Origin of the sequence: Allorhizobium sonneratiae, from assembly GCF_023700755.1 — a bacterium.
Lineage (GTDB): Bacteria > Pseudomonadota > Alphaproteobacteria > Rhizobiales > Rhizobiaceae > Allorhizobium > Allorhizobium sonneratiae.
In genome coordinates, this window is sequence record NZ_JAMKOJ010000003.1 from 41342 (window position 1) to 56273 (window position 14932).

Annotated in this window: 17 protein-coding genes; 5 read left to right on the forward strand and 12 right to left on the reverse strand. The window is 59.2% G+C overall.

Annotated elements, in window-relative coordinates:
• Window positions 1-62: 62 nt before the first annotated feature.
• Both NAC44_RS05780 and NAC44_RS05785 read left to right on the forward strand, forming a co-directional pair.
• A complete protein-coding gene (locus NAC44_RS05780) occupies window positions 63-1073 on the forward strand; it encodes an asparaginase (protein ID WP_250938891.1) in 1011 nt (336 codons plus the stop codon).
• Between the two features lie 12 nt (window positions 1074-1085).
• Window positions 1086-2132 (forward strand): HoxN/HupN/NixA family nickel/cobalt transporter, encoded by a 1047-nt coding sequence (locus tag NAC44_RS05785; RefSeq protein WP_250938893.1) that lies wholly within the window; start codon window positions 1086-1088, stop codon window positions 2130-2132.
• Window positions 2133-2169: 37 nt separating this feature from the next.
• Here the strand turns inward: NAC44_RS05785 and NAC44_RS05790 are convergent, their stop codons facing one another.
• From NAC44_RS05790 to NAC44_RS05835, 10 genes are all read right to left on the reverse strand, one after another.
• Entirely contained in the window at window positions 2170-2595 is a 426-nt protein-coding gene (locus NAC44_RS05790) for a curlin (protein ID WP_250938895.1), read from the reverse strand.
• Between the two features lie 97 nt (window positions 2596-2692).
• Window positions 2693-3115, reverse strand: coding sequence for a curli-like amyloid fiber formation chaperone CsgH (gene csgH, locus NAC44_RS05795; RefSeq protein ID WP_250938897.1), 423 nt, complete (start codon window positions 3113-3115; stop codon window positions 2693-2695).
• A gap of 97 nt (window positions 3116-3212) precedes the next feature.
• Window positions 3213-3650 carry a curlin gene (locus NAC44_RS05800; protein ID WP_250938907.1) on the reverse strand — a complete coding sequence of 146 codons (438 nt, stop codon included), beginning with the start codon at window positions 3648-3650 and terminating at the stop codon, window positions 3213-3215.
• 162 nt (window positions 3651-3812) lie between these two features.
• Window positions 3813-4622, reverse strand: coding sequence for a GNAT family N-acetyltransferase (locus tag NAC44_RS21335; RefSeq protein ID WP_250938926.1), 810 nt, complete (start codon window positions 4620-4622; stop codon window positions 3813-3815).
• Window positions 4619-5173, reverse strand: coding sequence for a GNAT family N-acetyltransferase (locus NAC44_RS05810; protein WP_250938928.1), 555 nt, complete (start codon window positions 5171-5173; stop codon window positions 4619-4621). Before NAC44_RS05810 ends, NAC44_RS21335 begins: the two co-directional genes overlap by 4 nt.
• Window positions 5170-5823: a glutathione S-transferase family protein gene (locus NAC44_RS05815; RefSeq protein WP_250938930.1), complete on the reverse strand. Its 654-nt coding sequence runs from the start codon at window positions 5821-5823 to the stop codon at window positions 5170-5172. The genes NAC44_RS05810 and NAC44_RS05815 overlap by 4 nt, the downstream gene beginning before the upstream one ends.
• 147 nt (window positions 5824-5970) lie before the next feature.
• On the reverse strand, window positions 5971-6567 hold the full coding sequence (locus NAC44_RS05820) for a ribonuclease T2 family protein (protein ID WP_250938932.1): 597 nt from the start codon (window positions 6565-6567) through the stop codon (window positions 5971-5973).
• Between the two features lie 176 nt (window positions 6568-6743).
• Window positions 6744-8489, reverse strand: coding sequence for a gamma-glutamyltransferase (gene ggt, locus NAC44_RS05825; protein ID WP_250938934.1), 1746 nt, complete (start codon window positions 8487-8489; stop codon window positions 6744-6746).
• 100 nt (window positions 8490-8589) lie between these two features.
• Window positions 8590-9294, reverse strand: coding sequence for a L,D-transpeptidase (locus NAC44_RS05830; protein ID WP_250938936.1), 705 nt, complete (start codon window positions 9292-9294; stop codon window positions 8590-8592).
• Between the two features lie 146 nt (window positions 9295-9440).
• Window positions 9441-10325, reverse strand: coding sequence for a L,D-transpeptidase (locus NAC44_RS05835; RefSeq protein ID WP_420839900.1), 885 nt, complete (start codon window positions 10323-10325; stop codon window positions 9441-9443).
• A 253-nt stretch (window positions 10326-10578) separates the two neighbouring features.
• Here NAC44_RS05835 and NAC44_RS05840 point away from each other — a divergent pair, with 253 nt between their 5' ends.
• On the forward strand, window positions 10579-11211 hold the full coding sequence (locus tag NAC44_RS05840) for an NAD(P)H-dependent oxidoreductase (protein ID WP_250939910.1): 633 nt from the start codon (window positions 10579-10581) through the stop codon (window positions 11209-11211).
• Between the two features lie 62 nt (window positions 11212-11273).
• Here the strand turns inward: NAC44_RS05840 and NAC44_RS05845 are convergent, their stop codons facing one another.
• Complete coding sequence (locus NAC44_RS05845) at window positions 11274-11804, reverse strand: MarR family winged helix-turn-helix transcriptional regulator (RefSeq protein ID WP_250938938.1); 531 nt, start codon at window positions 11802-11804, stop codon at window positions 11274-11276.
• Between the two features lie 187 nt (window positions 11805-11991).
• On the opposite strand from NAC44_RS05845, the gene NAC44_RS05850 reads away from it, so the two are divergent.
• Window positions 11992-13554 (forward strand): MDR family MFS transporter, encoded by a 1563-nt coding sequence (locus NAC44_RS05850; protein ID WP_250938940.1) that lies wholly within the window; start codon window positions 11992-11994, stop codon window positions 13552-13554.
• 220 nt (window positions 13555-13774) lie between these two features.
• Window positions 13775-14005 (forward strand): hypothetical protein, encoded by a 231-nt coding sequence (locus tag NAC44_RS05855; protein WP_250938943.1) that lies wholly within the window; start codon window positions 13775-13777, stop codon window positions 14003-14005.
• Between the two features lie 7 nt (window positions 14006-14012).
• Here NAC44_RS05855 and NAC44_RS05860 read toward each other — a convergent pair whose 3' ends face one another.
• Window positions 14013-14921, reverse strand: a complete 909-nt coding sequence (locus NAC44_RS05860; RefSeq protein WP_420839901.1) for a cytochrome c — start codon at window positions 14919-14921, stop codon at window positions 14013-14015.
• Window positions 14922-14932 lie beyond the last annotated feature (11 nt).

The following is a 14932-nucleotide window of genomic DNA, read 5'->3' on the forward strand; positions in this document are numbered from 1 at the left end:
GAAAATCTGCGGTCTATTCAAAGGTCTGTTCAAGCCTTGCATCCGCCACTGTGAGAGACCGCATGTCCAATCCCATCACCGTTGAAGTCACCAGAGGCCATCGTGTCGAAAGCCGCCATCGCGGTTTGGCCGTGGTGGTGGATGGCGATGGCAAGGTGGTGTTTCAGGCGGGCGATATCGAGGCGGGCGTCTTTCCCCGCTCGGCCTGCAAGGCCATGCAGGCGCTGCCGCTTGTCGAAAGCGGCGCGGCGGACGCCTATGGTTTTGGCCATCGCGAGCTGGCGCTCGCCTGCTCATCCCATTCCGGTGAGGACGCGCATGTCGCCCTTGCCACCTCGATGCTGGAGCGGGCCGGGCGCGATGTTTCCACGCTGGAATGCGGGGCGCATTGGTCTTCGGACCAGAAGACGCTGATCCATCAGGCGCGAAGCCTCAACCAGCCAACGGCGCTGCACAACAACTGCTCCGGCAAGCATTCCGGTTTCGTCTGTGCCTGCGTTCATCAGGGCATCGATCCAAAGGGCTATGTTGAATATGACCACCCGCTGCAACGGCAAATCCGCGCCACCATGCAGGATCTGACCGGGGCGGTGCTCGATCACGATTGCTGCGGCACGGATGGCTGCTCCATTCCCACCTATGCCGTGCCGCTCAAGGGGCTGGCGCATGGCTTTGCCAAAATGGCGACCGGAACCGGGCTTGAGCCGCAGCGCGCCAGGGCGGCAAAACGGCTGATCGAGGCGGCCATGGCCGAACCCTTTTATGTGGCCGGAACCGGCCGCGCCTGCACGAAGATCATGGAGATTGCGCCGGGAAAAATTTTTGCCAAGACCGGGGCGGAAGGCGTGTTCTGCGCCGTTCTGCCGCAAGAGGGCCTTTCCATCGCCGTCAAGGCGGAGGATGGCGCGACCCGCGCGGCAGAAGCCATGGTGACGGCTCTGCTTGCCCGCTTTATTGGCCATGAGACGGATGCGGGGGCGGCGCTGATGGCGATGACCAACCGGACCATGACAAACTGGAACGGTAGGCCTGTCGGCGATGTCCGCGTCACCGACATACTCTTTGCCGATTGAGGGGACGCGATCATGCCTTTTGACCTCAATCCTTTCGACGACCGTTCCGGACGTGCCCGCCGCAAGGGTGCCGTTCTCTTTATCCTGCTGATTGCCGCCAATGCCGGGGCATGGCTTTGGGCGCTGATGGTGTTTGCGGATAAGCCCGCCCTGCTGGCGACGGCCTTTCTCGCCTATATGTTCGGTTTGCGTCATGCCTTCGATGCCGATCACATTGCGGCCATCGACAATGTCGTGCGCAAGCTGATGCGCGAGGGCAAGACGCCGATCAGCACCGGCTTTTTCTTCTCGCTCGGCCATTCCACCATCGTGGTTCTGGCCTCGCTGGCCATTGCGCTGGCGGCGTCAGGCATGCAAAGCCATATGGAAAGCTTTCATGCCGTCGGCGGTGTCATCGGCACCACGGTCTCGGCGGTCTTTCTGGTGGTGATCGGCCTTGCCAATCTGCTGGTGCTCAAAGGGGTCTGGGCCGCCTTCAACCGGGCGCGTCGCGGTGAAAAGATCGTCGATGAGGATCTCGATATGCTGCTTGCCGGACGCGGGCTGATGTCGCGGCTGTTCCGCTCGCTGTTTCGCGTCGTCTCCCGTTCCTGGCATATGTATCCGGTCGGCTTTCTCTTCGGCCTCGGCTTTGATACGGCAACCGAAATCGGCCTGCTCGGCATTTCCGCCAGTCAGGCGGCGGAGGGTCTTTCCGTCTGGTCGATCATGGTGTTTCCGGCGCTGTTTACCGCCGGCATGTCGCTGATGGACACCGCCGACAGCACGCTGATGACCGGCGCTTATGGCTGGGCGGAAATGAACAGTATCCGCAAGCTCTGGTACAATCTGACCATCACCGCCATTTCCGTGGTGGTGGCGCTCTTCATCGGCGGTATCGAGGCGCTGGGCATGATTGCCGATCAGTTTGACCTCAAGGGCCGGTTCTGGGGCGATATCGGCGCGCTCAACGACAATTTCGGCAATCTCGGCTTTGTCGTCGTCGGCCTGTTCCTCGTCAGCTGGATCGCCTCGGTCGCCGTCTATCGCTACAAGGGGTTCGACAAACTGGCGACGTGATGGCTGGCGACGTGATGGAGTCCTGTAAGGTGGGCCTTTACCAGCCGTAGCTGAAGGTCATGCCGGTGCCGCCATTGCCGTTCTGCACCACCTCATTGTCGCTGTTGCGGCCATACTGGAAAATGCCGTAGCTGTTGTCATGGCCGGTCTGGCGCAGCGTGGCGGAATGGCCATTGCCATGCTGCTGGATAATGCCCAGATTGCCGCGGCCTTGCTGGGCCAGACCGGCGCGGTTGTCATAGCCGGACTGTTCGATGCTGCCACCGCGAATGCCGCGATAGAGCGAATAAAGCTGCAAGCCGCTCGACATCAGGCTGGCATCCTCGGCATTCGCCGGCGCCAGATTGAGCGAAAACCATCCGCCTGCCTCAGCCGGTGCGGTGAGTGCTGCCTGCCCGAGACCGGCGACCAGCAGGGTCACAGCCAGGGTTTTGACGGCGATGCGGGGCTTGGTAAGGGACATGCTAATCTCCTGAAATGGTCGGTTTGAACCATGGCTGCAGTCTTGCATGGCCCGGCTGAACCGGGCCGGAACCGGATGTTCAGACAGGGTTCAGGCGTTACAGCGTGTTGCCAAGCCCGCGGTCGCAGCGCACATGATGGCCATCGGCATTGATGTCGAGGGCAATGGCATAGCCGCCGCCCGACCCGAGGCTGACCGCGCCAAGCTCTGCCGGATGCTGCGGCGAGGCGGTGAAAGCGCCGCCCTGATGCAGGCTTGCCCCGCCCGCGCCGCTGCGGCTTGTCACCTGCAACTGGTAGGTGCCGCTGATTTCCTGCAGGGCATGGGCCTGAGCGGTAATTTCAAGGCCGTTTGCCTGCGGTGCAATGCGGATTTCGCAGCTGAGCGGCCCCGACTCTTCAGCCTGACCGAAGGCCGATGACGTCCCGGCCATGGTCGCAAGCGCTGCGACCGGGATAAGAACGAGCGCTGCGGCATACAGCAGACGGCGCGGATGATTGACGATGCGATGCATGTTCATCTCCATTGCAGTAAGGTTGAGGGGCCGGTCAGAGTGTGTGGTTGCAAGGGTGAGGGGCTGGGCGGGGCAGCCCCCACCTTGTCGCCAGCATCCTGCGTCAATCGCAGGTCTGGACGAAGGCTGCGACATTGCCATTTCCGGCCTGCCGCACATTGGCATTGCAGCCATTGCCGATCTGCACACCAGCGGTGATGTTGCCATTGCCATCCTGGGTCATGACGGCGGTCTGATTGGCACCGAACTGGCCGACACCGGCGACATTGCCATTGCCGGTCTGATAGGTGCTGGCATAGTGGTTATAACCACGCTGGCCGATGGCGGAGAGATTGTTGTAGCCACGTTGATGGCTGTTCATCCGGTTGTAGTCACCATCCTGATAGACGCGGATACGGTTGTGATAGCCGTTCTGCGCGCCGCCGGACTGGTTCGACCAGCCATATTGCTCGATCGTCACATCATTGGCATGGGCCGGAACCATGGTGGCGGCACCGGTGAGAGCGGCAAGGGCAATGGCGATGAAAGAGGTGCGGATCATGGGAGCGTCTCCAGTCTCTTCGATGCCGGGGGAGGGATGTTTCCCAACCGTCTCAGGCATCGCGGTTGAACGTCTCCCTTTTACGAAAGCCAGTTGGAACCGAGGCTGAAGAGGGTGTTCACTTGCCATTCACCGCCTGAAAGAGGGGCACAATCAGCCGTCTTATGCCGTTGCGGCTGCGGTATAATGGGTCAGTACCTGATAGCGTCTCAGGCCAAGGCTTTGTGCCAGCCGGATCGAGGCGTGATTGGTTTCTTCGACCTGATAGCGGGCAAGGCGTTGCCTGCGGCAAAGCTCTGCCAGCGCCGTCGCCACGGTTTTGCGGGCAAGACCCCTGCCGCGTGCCTCCGGCAGGGTATAGACCCCGCCGATCTCGAAGAGCGGCCCATCGATGGCAAAGGCAAGACAGGCCGAAACCGGCTGGCCACCCTGCCGATAAACCGCAGCAAAGGCCCCGGCATTGATCACCAGACGGCTGACCCAGTTGCGCTCATGCCCTTGAGCGGCGAGAAGCGCGAAGGGCAGGCGCGAGACCTGCGTTTCCACCGTGACATCTGGATTGGGCGTCAATGGCCCGATACCGGAATAGCTATGATAGGCCCGCTGCCTGACCAGTGGAAAACGCGCTGACAGCGCCTCGGCATCGGCCTCGCCGATCAGCTTGAAGACGCACGGCATGTCACGCGCAATTGCGTCACAGACGGACAGGGTGAGGGCGGGATCGTCGCTGACGACAAAGACGATCTGCTCAGCCTCAGGATAGGTTTCAACATCATAGGCGCTGACCTTCTGGTCAAGACGCAGCAGGGTTGCGGTCCTGTCGTCCCGGCGCAGATGAACAAGCTGGCTGTGGCCGGGAAAGGCCAGCGCATATTTCAACAGCACGCCATTGCGCAGCCGGTCGCGGCGCAATGCAGTCAAAATCGCCTCGAAATCCTCCGGTGTTTCACTGGTCAGCCGTGTGAACGTCACGACCCGGCAAGCTCCAGCCGCATGAGGTGCTGCGGACCGGCACGACCGCCATGATAAAGCGTGCCGGTGTCCTGCCAGCCGCAGGCATTATAAAGGGCAATGGCGTTGGCATTCCGGCAGTTGACGGTCAGGAAGACCCGGCCAGCCTCCGGATACTGGCGGGCAAGATAATGAGGCAGGGCCAGCATCAGCGCCTTGCCATGGCCTTTGCCCTGATACTGGCCGCCGATCAAAAGCCCGCGCAGGCCGAGATCGCCCTCGGCAAAGCCATGCGCCGCAATATCGAAATCCTTGAAATGTGTCGGAAAGGTCCGGTCGATCTTGAAGAAGCCGACGGTGTCTTCACCGGCCACGGCCCTGTGAAAATCGACGGCAGGATTGTCATCGCCGGTCATCGCCTCGATCGGGCTGACATAGGCGCTCTGTTCCGGCGGCAGAATGAGATGGCTGACCATGACGGCCTGCTTCCGCGCCAGCGGCTCCAGATGAAAGGGCGGGGGCGTCTTGGGGACCGCATCGGTTATCGAGACCGGATCGGTTACCGGTCTCATTCCTTCGCCCTTTTCTCCCACATGGCCTTGAAGGCCGGCCGGGCCTGCATCCGGGTCAGCCAGGCGGCAAGCCTGGGATGGGCTTCCATCAGCGGTGTATAGGGCTGGGCATAGCGCACCACTTCGGCCAGATTGATATCGGCCACGGTAAAGCGGTCAGCCACGGCAAAGTCATTTTTGGAAAAATACGCTTCGAGCACGGCAAGCGGCCGCTTCAAAAGCCGCGCCGCCACCTCGGCCTCGGCTTTTCCCGCCTCACTTTCCAGCCGCTGATCGGCGGCAATGCGGGAAATTTTCAGTGCATTGCTCTCGATTTCGGTGGCGGCAAACAGCGCCCATTGCATCATCTGCGCATCTTCCTCGAGATCCTTAGGTCCCATCTCGCCACCATATTGCTTGGCGAGGTATAGGGTGATGGCGAGCGATTCGAACAGCACCAGCCCGTCATCCTCGATGGCCGGTATGGCGCCGAAGGGATTGATGGCCAGAAATGCCGGCGACTGCGTGTTGATCGGCGCATCGGCGGCCAGCGGATCGGCAAGCTTCACCGCCTGCACCACCGGAATATGCTCGAAGGCCAGTTCAAGCTCTTCCGCAAGCCAGAGCACGCGGGTCGCACGGGATTTATAGCAGCCGTATACCTTTAGCATCGTTTTCTCCAATAGGCCGAACCGTTTGGATCTATGTCGTTTTGTCCGGATCCGGTGCCATGCCTATTATCACAGGCATGGCACGTGATCACGTCAAACTTTGATGCTGGATGGCCGCTTGAGCAGAATTGCGATCAAGACACGATCTCATCCGTTGCAGGAGCGGAAAGCACCATCCTTGGTCAGGCAGATGCGGATTTCCGAGATCAACGACTTCTGTTTCACGATCACGATGCCATCCGAGGGCAAGCCGGTATTGGCTTTGACGAAAGCAGCCAGAACGTTACTGGTTTCCGTCGCCGGAATGGTTTTCAAGGATTGATATTCCGCCGGAACAATCACTTTCTGTATGCTCTTTTCCGATTGCTCGAAATATTCATCTGCTGTCAGGCCGGAGCATGTGCCGTGTTTTTCCCACTCATGGCTGATCAGTGTCGGTGTCGGGTAAATGCCCTGCCATTTCACAATCTCTTCCTTGGTCAGTTTTACGTTCGAGCAATCCTGCGGGTATTTGTTGTAGCTGAATTGCGGCCACAGGCCATGCAGACCGAAGGCCGTGCTGTGTGGCGGGCATTCATTCTTGTCCTTGTTGTTGGTGATGTCGCAAAAGGCCGGAATGTCGGTCATGGCCAGGACATAGAAGTTGAAGTCGCCGGGCTTGGTCTTGTCTTGTGCGTAAGCATATGTGGCCAGCGATGCCAGGCAGGAAAACAGGCAGAGCGCTGAAAAGATAAGTTTTTTCATATGTATCTCCTCTAGGCATCGCTATGAAAAAAAGCACGATGCTGAGGATCACGGATAAAGATAGTCAATATCTCTATCTGTGATGGAAGATACATGCGGTCACTTAAATTTTCAGTTGCTTCCTTCCATCTCTTTGGATGGAAGGAGGCAAGATGTCAGGAACCTCGCGGTTTGCCTCAATAGCCTTCGGCTAAGCCGGAGACGGCGCGGGCATCGATTGCGCCATAATAGCGGGCATTGCCACTCTTGCCGATGTCGGCAAGGCTTGGACCGCCGACCAGAATGCCGGCGGCTTGACCCCAGAGTGGGCTTCCCACGCCGCCATCCAGCGTATAGCCCATGGATTTCAGCTTTTCGATCGTATCGGGCGAGAGCGCATAGGGTTCATAATAAATCTTGTCCGGCTGCCATTGATGATGGATGCGCGGCGCATTGACGGCGTCGGAAATATTCATGCCGAAATCCATGACATTGAGCATGGCCTCCAGCGTGATGGTGATGATGCGCGAACCGCCGGGGCTGCCGATCACCATGAAGGGCTTGCCGTCTTTGGTCACGATGGTCGGGCTCATCGAGGACAGCGGCGTCTTGTGCGGCTCTATCGCATTGGCCTCGCCCTGCACCAGACCGTAGAGATTGGGCACGCCGGGTTTCGAGGTGAAATCGTCCATCTCGTTGTTCAATAGAATGCCGGTGCCTGGCGCCACCACGCCCGCTCCAAAAGAGCCGTTCAGCGTATAGGTGACGGAAACGGCATTGCCCTCTCTGTCAATGATGGAAAAATGCGTGGTCTCGGTGCTTTCATGCCCGCCCAGCGGCTTGACGTCGGCGGATTTGCCTGCTTTGCCGGGCTCGATTTTGGCCCGGATGTCCTTGGCGTAATCCTTGCTCAGGAGTTTCGACACCGGGTTCTTGACGAAATCCGGGTCGCCCAGCGCCGTGTTGCGGTCGGCATAGGCATAGCGCATGGCTTCCACCATGTCATGCACGGTGGAGGCCGCGCCATAGCCCTGTTCGGCGAGCGGATAGGCCTCGAGAATATTGAGGATTTCGCAGATGATCACGCCTCCGGAAGAGGGCGGCGGCGAGGAGATGATGTGATAGCCGTGATAATCGCACTCGACCGGCTTTAATTCGCGCACCCTGTAAGCGGTGAAATCGGCCTTGGCGAGAATGCCGTGTCCGGCCTCGCTCGCCTTGACGATGGCATCGGCGACAAAGCCTTTATAGAAGGCATCCGCCCCCTTGTCGCGGATCGCTTCCAGCACTTTGGCAAGGTCGGGCTGTTTCAGCACCTCGCCCTCGCGATAGGGCGTGCCATCGGCTTTGAGGAAGATTTTCGCCGCATCCGGGTTTTTTGCCAGCCGTTTAGCGCCATAGGCTAAAATACCGGCATCGCCCTGATTGAGGGTGAAGCCGTCTTTCGCCAGCCTGATGGCCGGATCGATCAGGGCTGCCCGGCTCTGCGTTCCATATTTTTCCCGCGCCAGTTCCAGCCCTTTCACGGTGCCCGGCACGCCGACGGCCAGATAGCCGTCAAGGCTTGCGCGCGGCACAATGTCGCCCTTGGCGTCGAGATACATGGTTTTGGTCGCGGCCAGCGGGGCTTTTTCGCGAAAATCGATAAAATCCGTGCGCCCGTCCGCCATGCGCAATGTCATGAAGCCACCGCCGCCGAGATTGCCAGCCGTCGGATAGGTCACCGCCAGCGTATAGGCAACGGCCACAGCCGCATCCACGGCATTGCCGCCCTCTTTCAGCACCTTGACCCCGACATCGGTGGCCAGATGCTGGGCGGTGACCACCATGCCGTTTTCACCCGCAACAGGTGCAGGAGAGGCGGCCAGAACCGGGGAGACCGGCAGGATGGCAAGGGATATGGCGGCAAAGGCCGCCACGCAACGGCTGGAAAAACGCGTCATCAAATGGCTCCGGCTGATATCTTCAAATATGAAGATCAGATTATCAGCCGGGATGCGATGTTCAATCGCAAAACGCGGCGGCTATCGACATACGCATACCTTACTGCACGACGACGATTGGCGCTTTCGGCGGCACGCGGTCGTAGAGATCGATAATGTCCTGGTTTATCAGGCGCACACAGCCGGAAGAGACGGCCTTGCCGATGGAATTCCATTCCGGTGAGCCGTGTACGCGGTAAAGCGTGTCCTGTCCGTTATGAAAAATATAGAGCGCGCGTGCCCCGAGCGGGTTCATCAGGCCGGGCGCCATGCTGCCGTTTTCGGCGGAATATTTGGCAAGCTCCGGCTGGCGCTCGATCATGTCGGAAGGCGGGGTCCATTTCGGCCATTTCTGTCGCCACTGGATCACGCCGTCGCCCTGCCAGGCAAAACCCTGACGGCCGATGCCGACACCGTAACGCATGGCCGTGCCGCCATTTTCAACCAGATAGAGAAAGCGGTTGGGCGTATCGACGAAGAGCGTTCCCGGCGCATAACCGGTCGGATCGACCACGCGCTGACGATAAAAACGTGGCGGAATATATTGATAGGGCACGGCGGGAATGATGAAGCCGCTGTCTTCCATCTGGCCATACATCACATCCAGCTCGGCCCTGGAAGGTGGACCAACCACTGGTGAGGAAGACGGTGTTGCCGACGCCATGACGGGCGGGCGATAGGTGGAGGCGCAACTGGACAGGAGGGCGGCAGTGCCAAGGCCGGAGGTGAGCAGAAAGGCACGGCGGGAGAGATCGGGAGAAGTCATCTAGATGGCATATCCTTGCAGATTTCGTGCGATAACGCGCGGTGCACGCAATTGTTCCACGGTTATGTCTGACACGGTTTTCCTGTCACCCATAGGAAAACCCAAATGCTTACGATCACGTTTACGACAAGAATGACAGTGCAGGATTAAAGAACAACAACCTTGGTTCTTTTCCCGACGCGGTTGTAAAGGTCGATCACGTCCTGATTGAACATGCGCACGCAGCCGGATGAGACGGCCTTGCCGATTGACTGCCAGTCATTGGTGCCATGAATGCGGTAAAGCGTGTCGCGGCCGTTCTTGTAGATATACATGGCGCGTGCGCCGAGCGGATTTTGCAGGCCGGGATTGAGCCCGCCATTGGCGGCAGAATATTCGCGCAGCTCCGGGTCGGCCGAAACCATGTCGGCAGTCGGGGTCCAGCGCGGCCATTTCACCTTGGCCTCGATCACGCCCGTTCCTTTCCAGGCATAGCCTTGCCGCCCCAGCCCGACGCCGTAGCGAATGGCCTTGCCGCCGCGCTCGACGAAGTAAAGATAATGATTGGCTGTATCGACCACGATGGTGCCGGGAGATTCGGTGGTCTGGTACTCAACCTCGCGCCGCAGAAAACGCCAGTTGACACGACCAACGGGAACAGCCCGCAGCGTATGGCCATCATCGACAAAGGACGCATAAAGCTGTGCCTGCGCCGGAACGGAGAAGGGCGTCGGCGGACGGTCCGCCTGATCGGCGTCGGGAGAAGGCGCGCGGGCCGAAATCGATTGAGTCGTTGTCCTGTCGATGGAGGCGGGGCGTGCCGGATAGGTCAGTCGATCATAGGTATTGTGCAGCGTAGTGGAATAGAGATTGGTCGATGGCGGCGCATTCGGCGGCGGCGCGGCAACGGGAAGATCCCAGACGGGGGTCGTTTCCTGAACGAAGGTGGCCGTGTTCATTTCACCGGTATCGGTCACGAAAAGACACCCGCCGAGCAGACTGAGGCCAAAGCCCGTTACCGCCAGCATCATCAGGCGGAAAACAAAAGGCATGGAGCGGGTCGGGGTGTTCGATATCATGTCGCAACCGGATCTCGTTCAAGTTATGCCGGACAGTGACAAATGCGGCTGGCGCGAAACTGGTGGCGAGGGTGATCTGTTTCATTTCATGAGCGAGATGAGCGACTGGCTGAACGCCGCATGCCGGACTTGCAAAAGTGAACGGTGCTTTCAGCAATCTGCCGATTGAAGTACGGCATGATCGCACCTAGGTAAGATTGCAATTTTTTTCATGAAAGGTGTTTTCGTGCTTCTCGAAAAACTCAGCTGGCGTTACGCCACCAAGAAAATGGACCCCGCAAAGCCTGTTGCCGAAGACAAGGTCGAGCGCATTGTCGAGGCGGCGCGTCTGGCGCCGACCTCAAGCGGTCTGCAGCCGTTTCAGGTGCTGATCGTCACCAATAAAGAGGTGCGTGAGCGCATCCAGCCGATCGCCTGGAATCAAAGCCAGATCACCGATTGCTCGCATCTTCTGGTCTTTGCCGCCTGGGACAATTACACGGTCGAGCGGATCAACATGATGTTCGATCTGGTCAATGATGAGCGTGGTTTCAAGAGCGAGGGCTGGGAAGCCTATCGTCAGAAGTTGCTCGCCCATTATCCGCAGCGCCCCGCAGAGGTGAATTTCGAGCACGCCGCCCGTCAGGCCTATATCGGTCTCGGACTGGCGCTGGCCGCCGCCGCCTTTGAAGGCGTTGATGCCACGCCGATGGAAGGTTTCGATCCGGCGGCGCTGGATGAGATTCTCGATCTCGGCGCCAAGGGTCTGCGCTCCGTTGCCATCGTGCCGCTCGGCTATCGCGAAGCCGAAAACGACTGGCTGGTCAATCTGAAGAAAGTGCGCCGCTCGCGCGAAAATTTCGTTATCGACGTCAAGTGATCCTGTCCCGCAAGGCCCTGAAGATTCGGGGTCTTGCGGGCATGTTGCTGATCCTGCCAGTCTTATCGCGGCGCTTCCTCCTCACGTGACATATCGGCAAATCGGTTTTCCAGGTCGAGAATGAAGCGGTCAAACTGGCTGGCAAAGAGGCTCAGTTCCTCGTCACTCCATCCTTCCAGTGTCTGCCCCAGCGCCTCATGCCGCACGGCTTCGAAATGCGCCATCAGGTTTTTGGCCTGATCGGTCATCTTGACCACGGTGCGGCGTGCATCTTCCTGCGAAGCCTCGCGTTTCAGCATGCCGTTGCGCACCAGATCGGCAATCACCCGGCTGGCGCGGGACGGATCAATGCGCATCTGCTCGGCCACCGCGCCGACGGTGACTTCCTGATAGGGTTCCAGCCGTGCCACGATCTTGATCGTGTCGTGATGCGACAATTCCAGACCGTGGCCGTCCCCCAGTCTTTGCAGCGCGATGCGGGACATGAAGCGTCGCCCCATCAGCAGTCTCAGCCGTCCCATTGTCTCGGCAACCTGTGACACCTGCGCTTTGCGCGCATCATGGCCGTCTTCAAGATCGGGCTGAAAATTCATGACGGGCCGGCTCCTCTTCCGTTTGCCTCAATATATATGCTTATATCATATATATGCCATTGACATGTAAGTGGCAATGAGGCATTTAATTTGCAGTTCATCAAACCACTCGCACTGCGCATTAACGGCTCTTTCCGTTTCCGGCCAGTCAAACTCTTGGTCTGTTCTTCAAACTCCTGGTATATTCATGGATCATTCTGCTCCTCAAAAGGCCCAAGCCGCAGGCGCTGGGGCTGGCGCTTCGGGTGACGGCACCTTTGTTTCGCTGGTGCCGGATCAGCGTCTGCGCCATATTCTCTTCGGATTTCTGATGACGGCGCTGTTCATGGCAACGCTGGACAATCAGATCGTGTCCACGGCGCTGCCGACCATTGTTGGCGAATTCGGCCAGCTGGAGCGTTTTGGCTGGGTTGGATCGGCTTATCTTCTGGCCTCCAGCGCCGTCATGCCGCTTTATGGCAAGCTGGGCGATCTGTTCGGTCGCAAATATGTGATGATGACGGCCATTTTTATCTTCACGCTCGGCTCGGCGGTTTGCGGACTTGCCGTTTCGATGAACACGCTGATTGCCGCGCGCGTGCTGCAGGGGCTTGGCAGCGGCGGAATCATGGTATCGATCTTTTCGATCAATGCCGATCTGTTTGAAACGCGGGTGCGTGCCCGCTATCAGAGTTATTCGAGCCTGGTTCTGGTTGCCTCCGGGGCCATCGGTCCGACGCTGGGCGGTGTCTTGAGCGAATGGCTGGGCTGGCGCTCGATCTTTCTCGTCAATCTGCCGATCGGCATTGTGGTTCTGACCGGGCTTTTTCTGTTTCTGCCCTTCAGAAAGCCGCAGCGCCGCCCGAAAATCGATTATGCCGGGGCATTTGTTCTGGCCATGATCATCACCTGCGTGGTGCTGTGGGCCGATGGCAGCCAGATTTTCGGGTCGCTGCTGGCGCCGGGAAGCCTTGCCGTTGTGGCTTTCGCCGTCGTTGCCGCCATCGTCTGGGTGCGGATCGAGCGTCGTGCGGCCGAACCGGTCGTGCCGCTCAGCCTGTTTTCCAGCCGCACCATTCTGCTGCTCTGGGTCATTTCCATCACCAGTGGCGGTGTCGGCATCGGTTCGGTCAATTATATGGCGCTCTATCTGCAGACCACCACCGGTCTCAGCCCGACCATCGCCGGATTGCTGTTCATTGCCATCACCGGCGGCATCGCCATCGGCTCGCTCAACAGTGGCAGGCTCATCGCTATCACGGGGCGTTACAAGATTTTCTCCATGCTCGGCACGCTGGGCAGCTGCCTTGTCTTCATCACTTTCAGTCAGTTGCCGGTCGGCGTGCCGCTGTTTGTTATTATCGCGCTGATGCTGATCCATGGCATCAGTGTTGGTATCGGTCAGCAGATCCCGGTGATCGGGGTGCAGAATGCCTCGTCGCAAAAGGATGTCGGTGCCGCCACCGGCACGGTGACGCTGACCCGCATGGGCGGCGCCTCCATGGCGATCTCGATCTATAATGCCGTGCTGACGGCCTTCATACCGCTCAATGTCAATATTCCCGGCGTCTCGTCAATCGAGGATCTCACCCCTGACGCCATGGCAAAACTGTCACCTTCTGCCCGACAGATGGTGGCGGAGGTTTACGGCCACTCCTTCCATCATGTCTTCATCGCCATGGCTGTGCTGATCGGTTGCGGTTTCATCGCAGCCTGCCTCTTGCCCAATGTCGAATTGCCGCGCGGCAAGGCGATGCCGGGCAAAAAATAAACGCTTTGGGAGCATCGGACCGGTACCGCTTTTCGGTCCGACGCTTTGACGTCACGGAAGAATCGCAATGCTGTCATAGGGTTGACGCAAGTTTGAGTGTACATTCTGATCTTTGATTCAGGCAGAGCGGGAGATTTTTCCCTCTGCCCGGCGTGTTCTGGCGATTGATCACGGAAAGATCCGTGTCGATGGAATGCGCTGCGCTTCAAGGAGAACAGCGATGATGACCAGCGTTGAAACGCGCACCATGGAAAGCGCCATCCGGGCCATGCTCGACCACCATTCCGATCCGGCCCTGCATCAATGGGTGCGTGGCACCATGCGCGCCTTCGAGACCCGGTTGGCCGGGATCGAAGACCCGCAGGAGCGCGAAGAGGCACGCCGCGCCGCCATGGTGCTGATCAAGACCACGCTGCAGGAATGGTCACGCGGGCCGGTTTTCCCCCAGTAACGCTCGCTTATTTCGCTGGAATGGCCTTCAGATAGGCGGCAATCGCCTCCAGATCGGCTTTCGGCAGTTCGGCCATATTCTGCTGCACCTCGACCATGGAGCCGCCGACACTGTCGAAATCCGGGGTGAAGCCGGTTTGCAGATAATTGACGATATCCTCTTTCGACCAGCCGCCGATGGCCTTCGAGCCGGGAGTAATATCGGGAATGCGCCCTTCGCCCTCGGGATTGGGGCCGCCCGCCAGCCATTCATCCGTCTTCAGTCCGCCAAAGGCGTCGCGTGGCGTATGACATTCGCCGCAATGGCCGGGGCCTTCGACCAGATATTGACCTTTGAGCACAAGCGGATCGCTGGAGGCAAGCATCACGCGCGGCTTGTCGTTGAGGTAGAGAAATTTCCAGCCGGTCAGGAGCCAGCGCTGGTTAAAGGGGAAGGGCAGTTCATGCGGCGGCGCGACGTGGCTACTTTTCGGCAGGGTTTTGAGATAGGCGAAGAGATCGGCGACATCCTGCGGCGTCATTCTTGAATAGGACGCATAAGGGAAGGCCGGATAGAGATTTTCGCCATGGCGGCCGATGCCGCGCGTCACGGCATCCCCAAATTCAGCCAGTGTCCAGTTGCCGATCCCGGCTGTGTCGTCAGGTGAGATGTTCGGCACATGAAACGTGCCGAACGGCGTTTTCAATGCCAGTCCGCCGGTCAACACCAGCCGGGCTTCGCCTTTGGCATCGGGAGCCGCATGGCAGCTTGCGCAACCGCCGGCAAAAAACAGCCGGCGACCATTCTCGGTATTGCCCGCTTTCAGCCCGTCCCAGAGGGCGGCGGGTTGGCGGTGCGGTGCCAGAAAGGTGATATACGCCCCGGTGCCGGCAAAGCCTGCGACCATGGCCACAATGATGGCGAGGCGCTGTTTCAGGCCCATAGGCA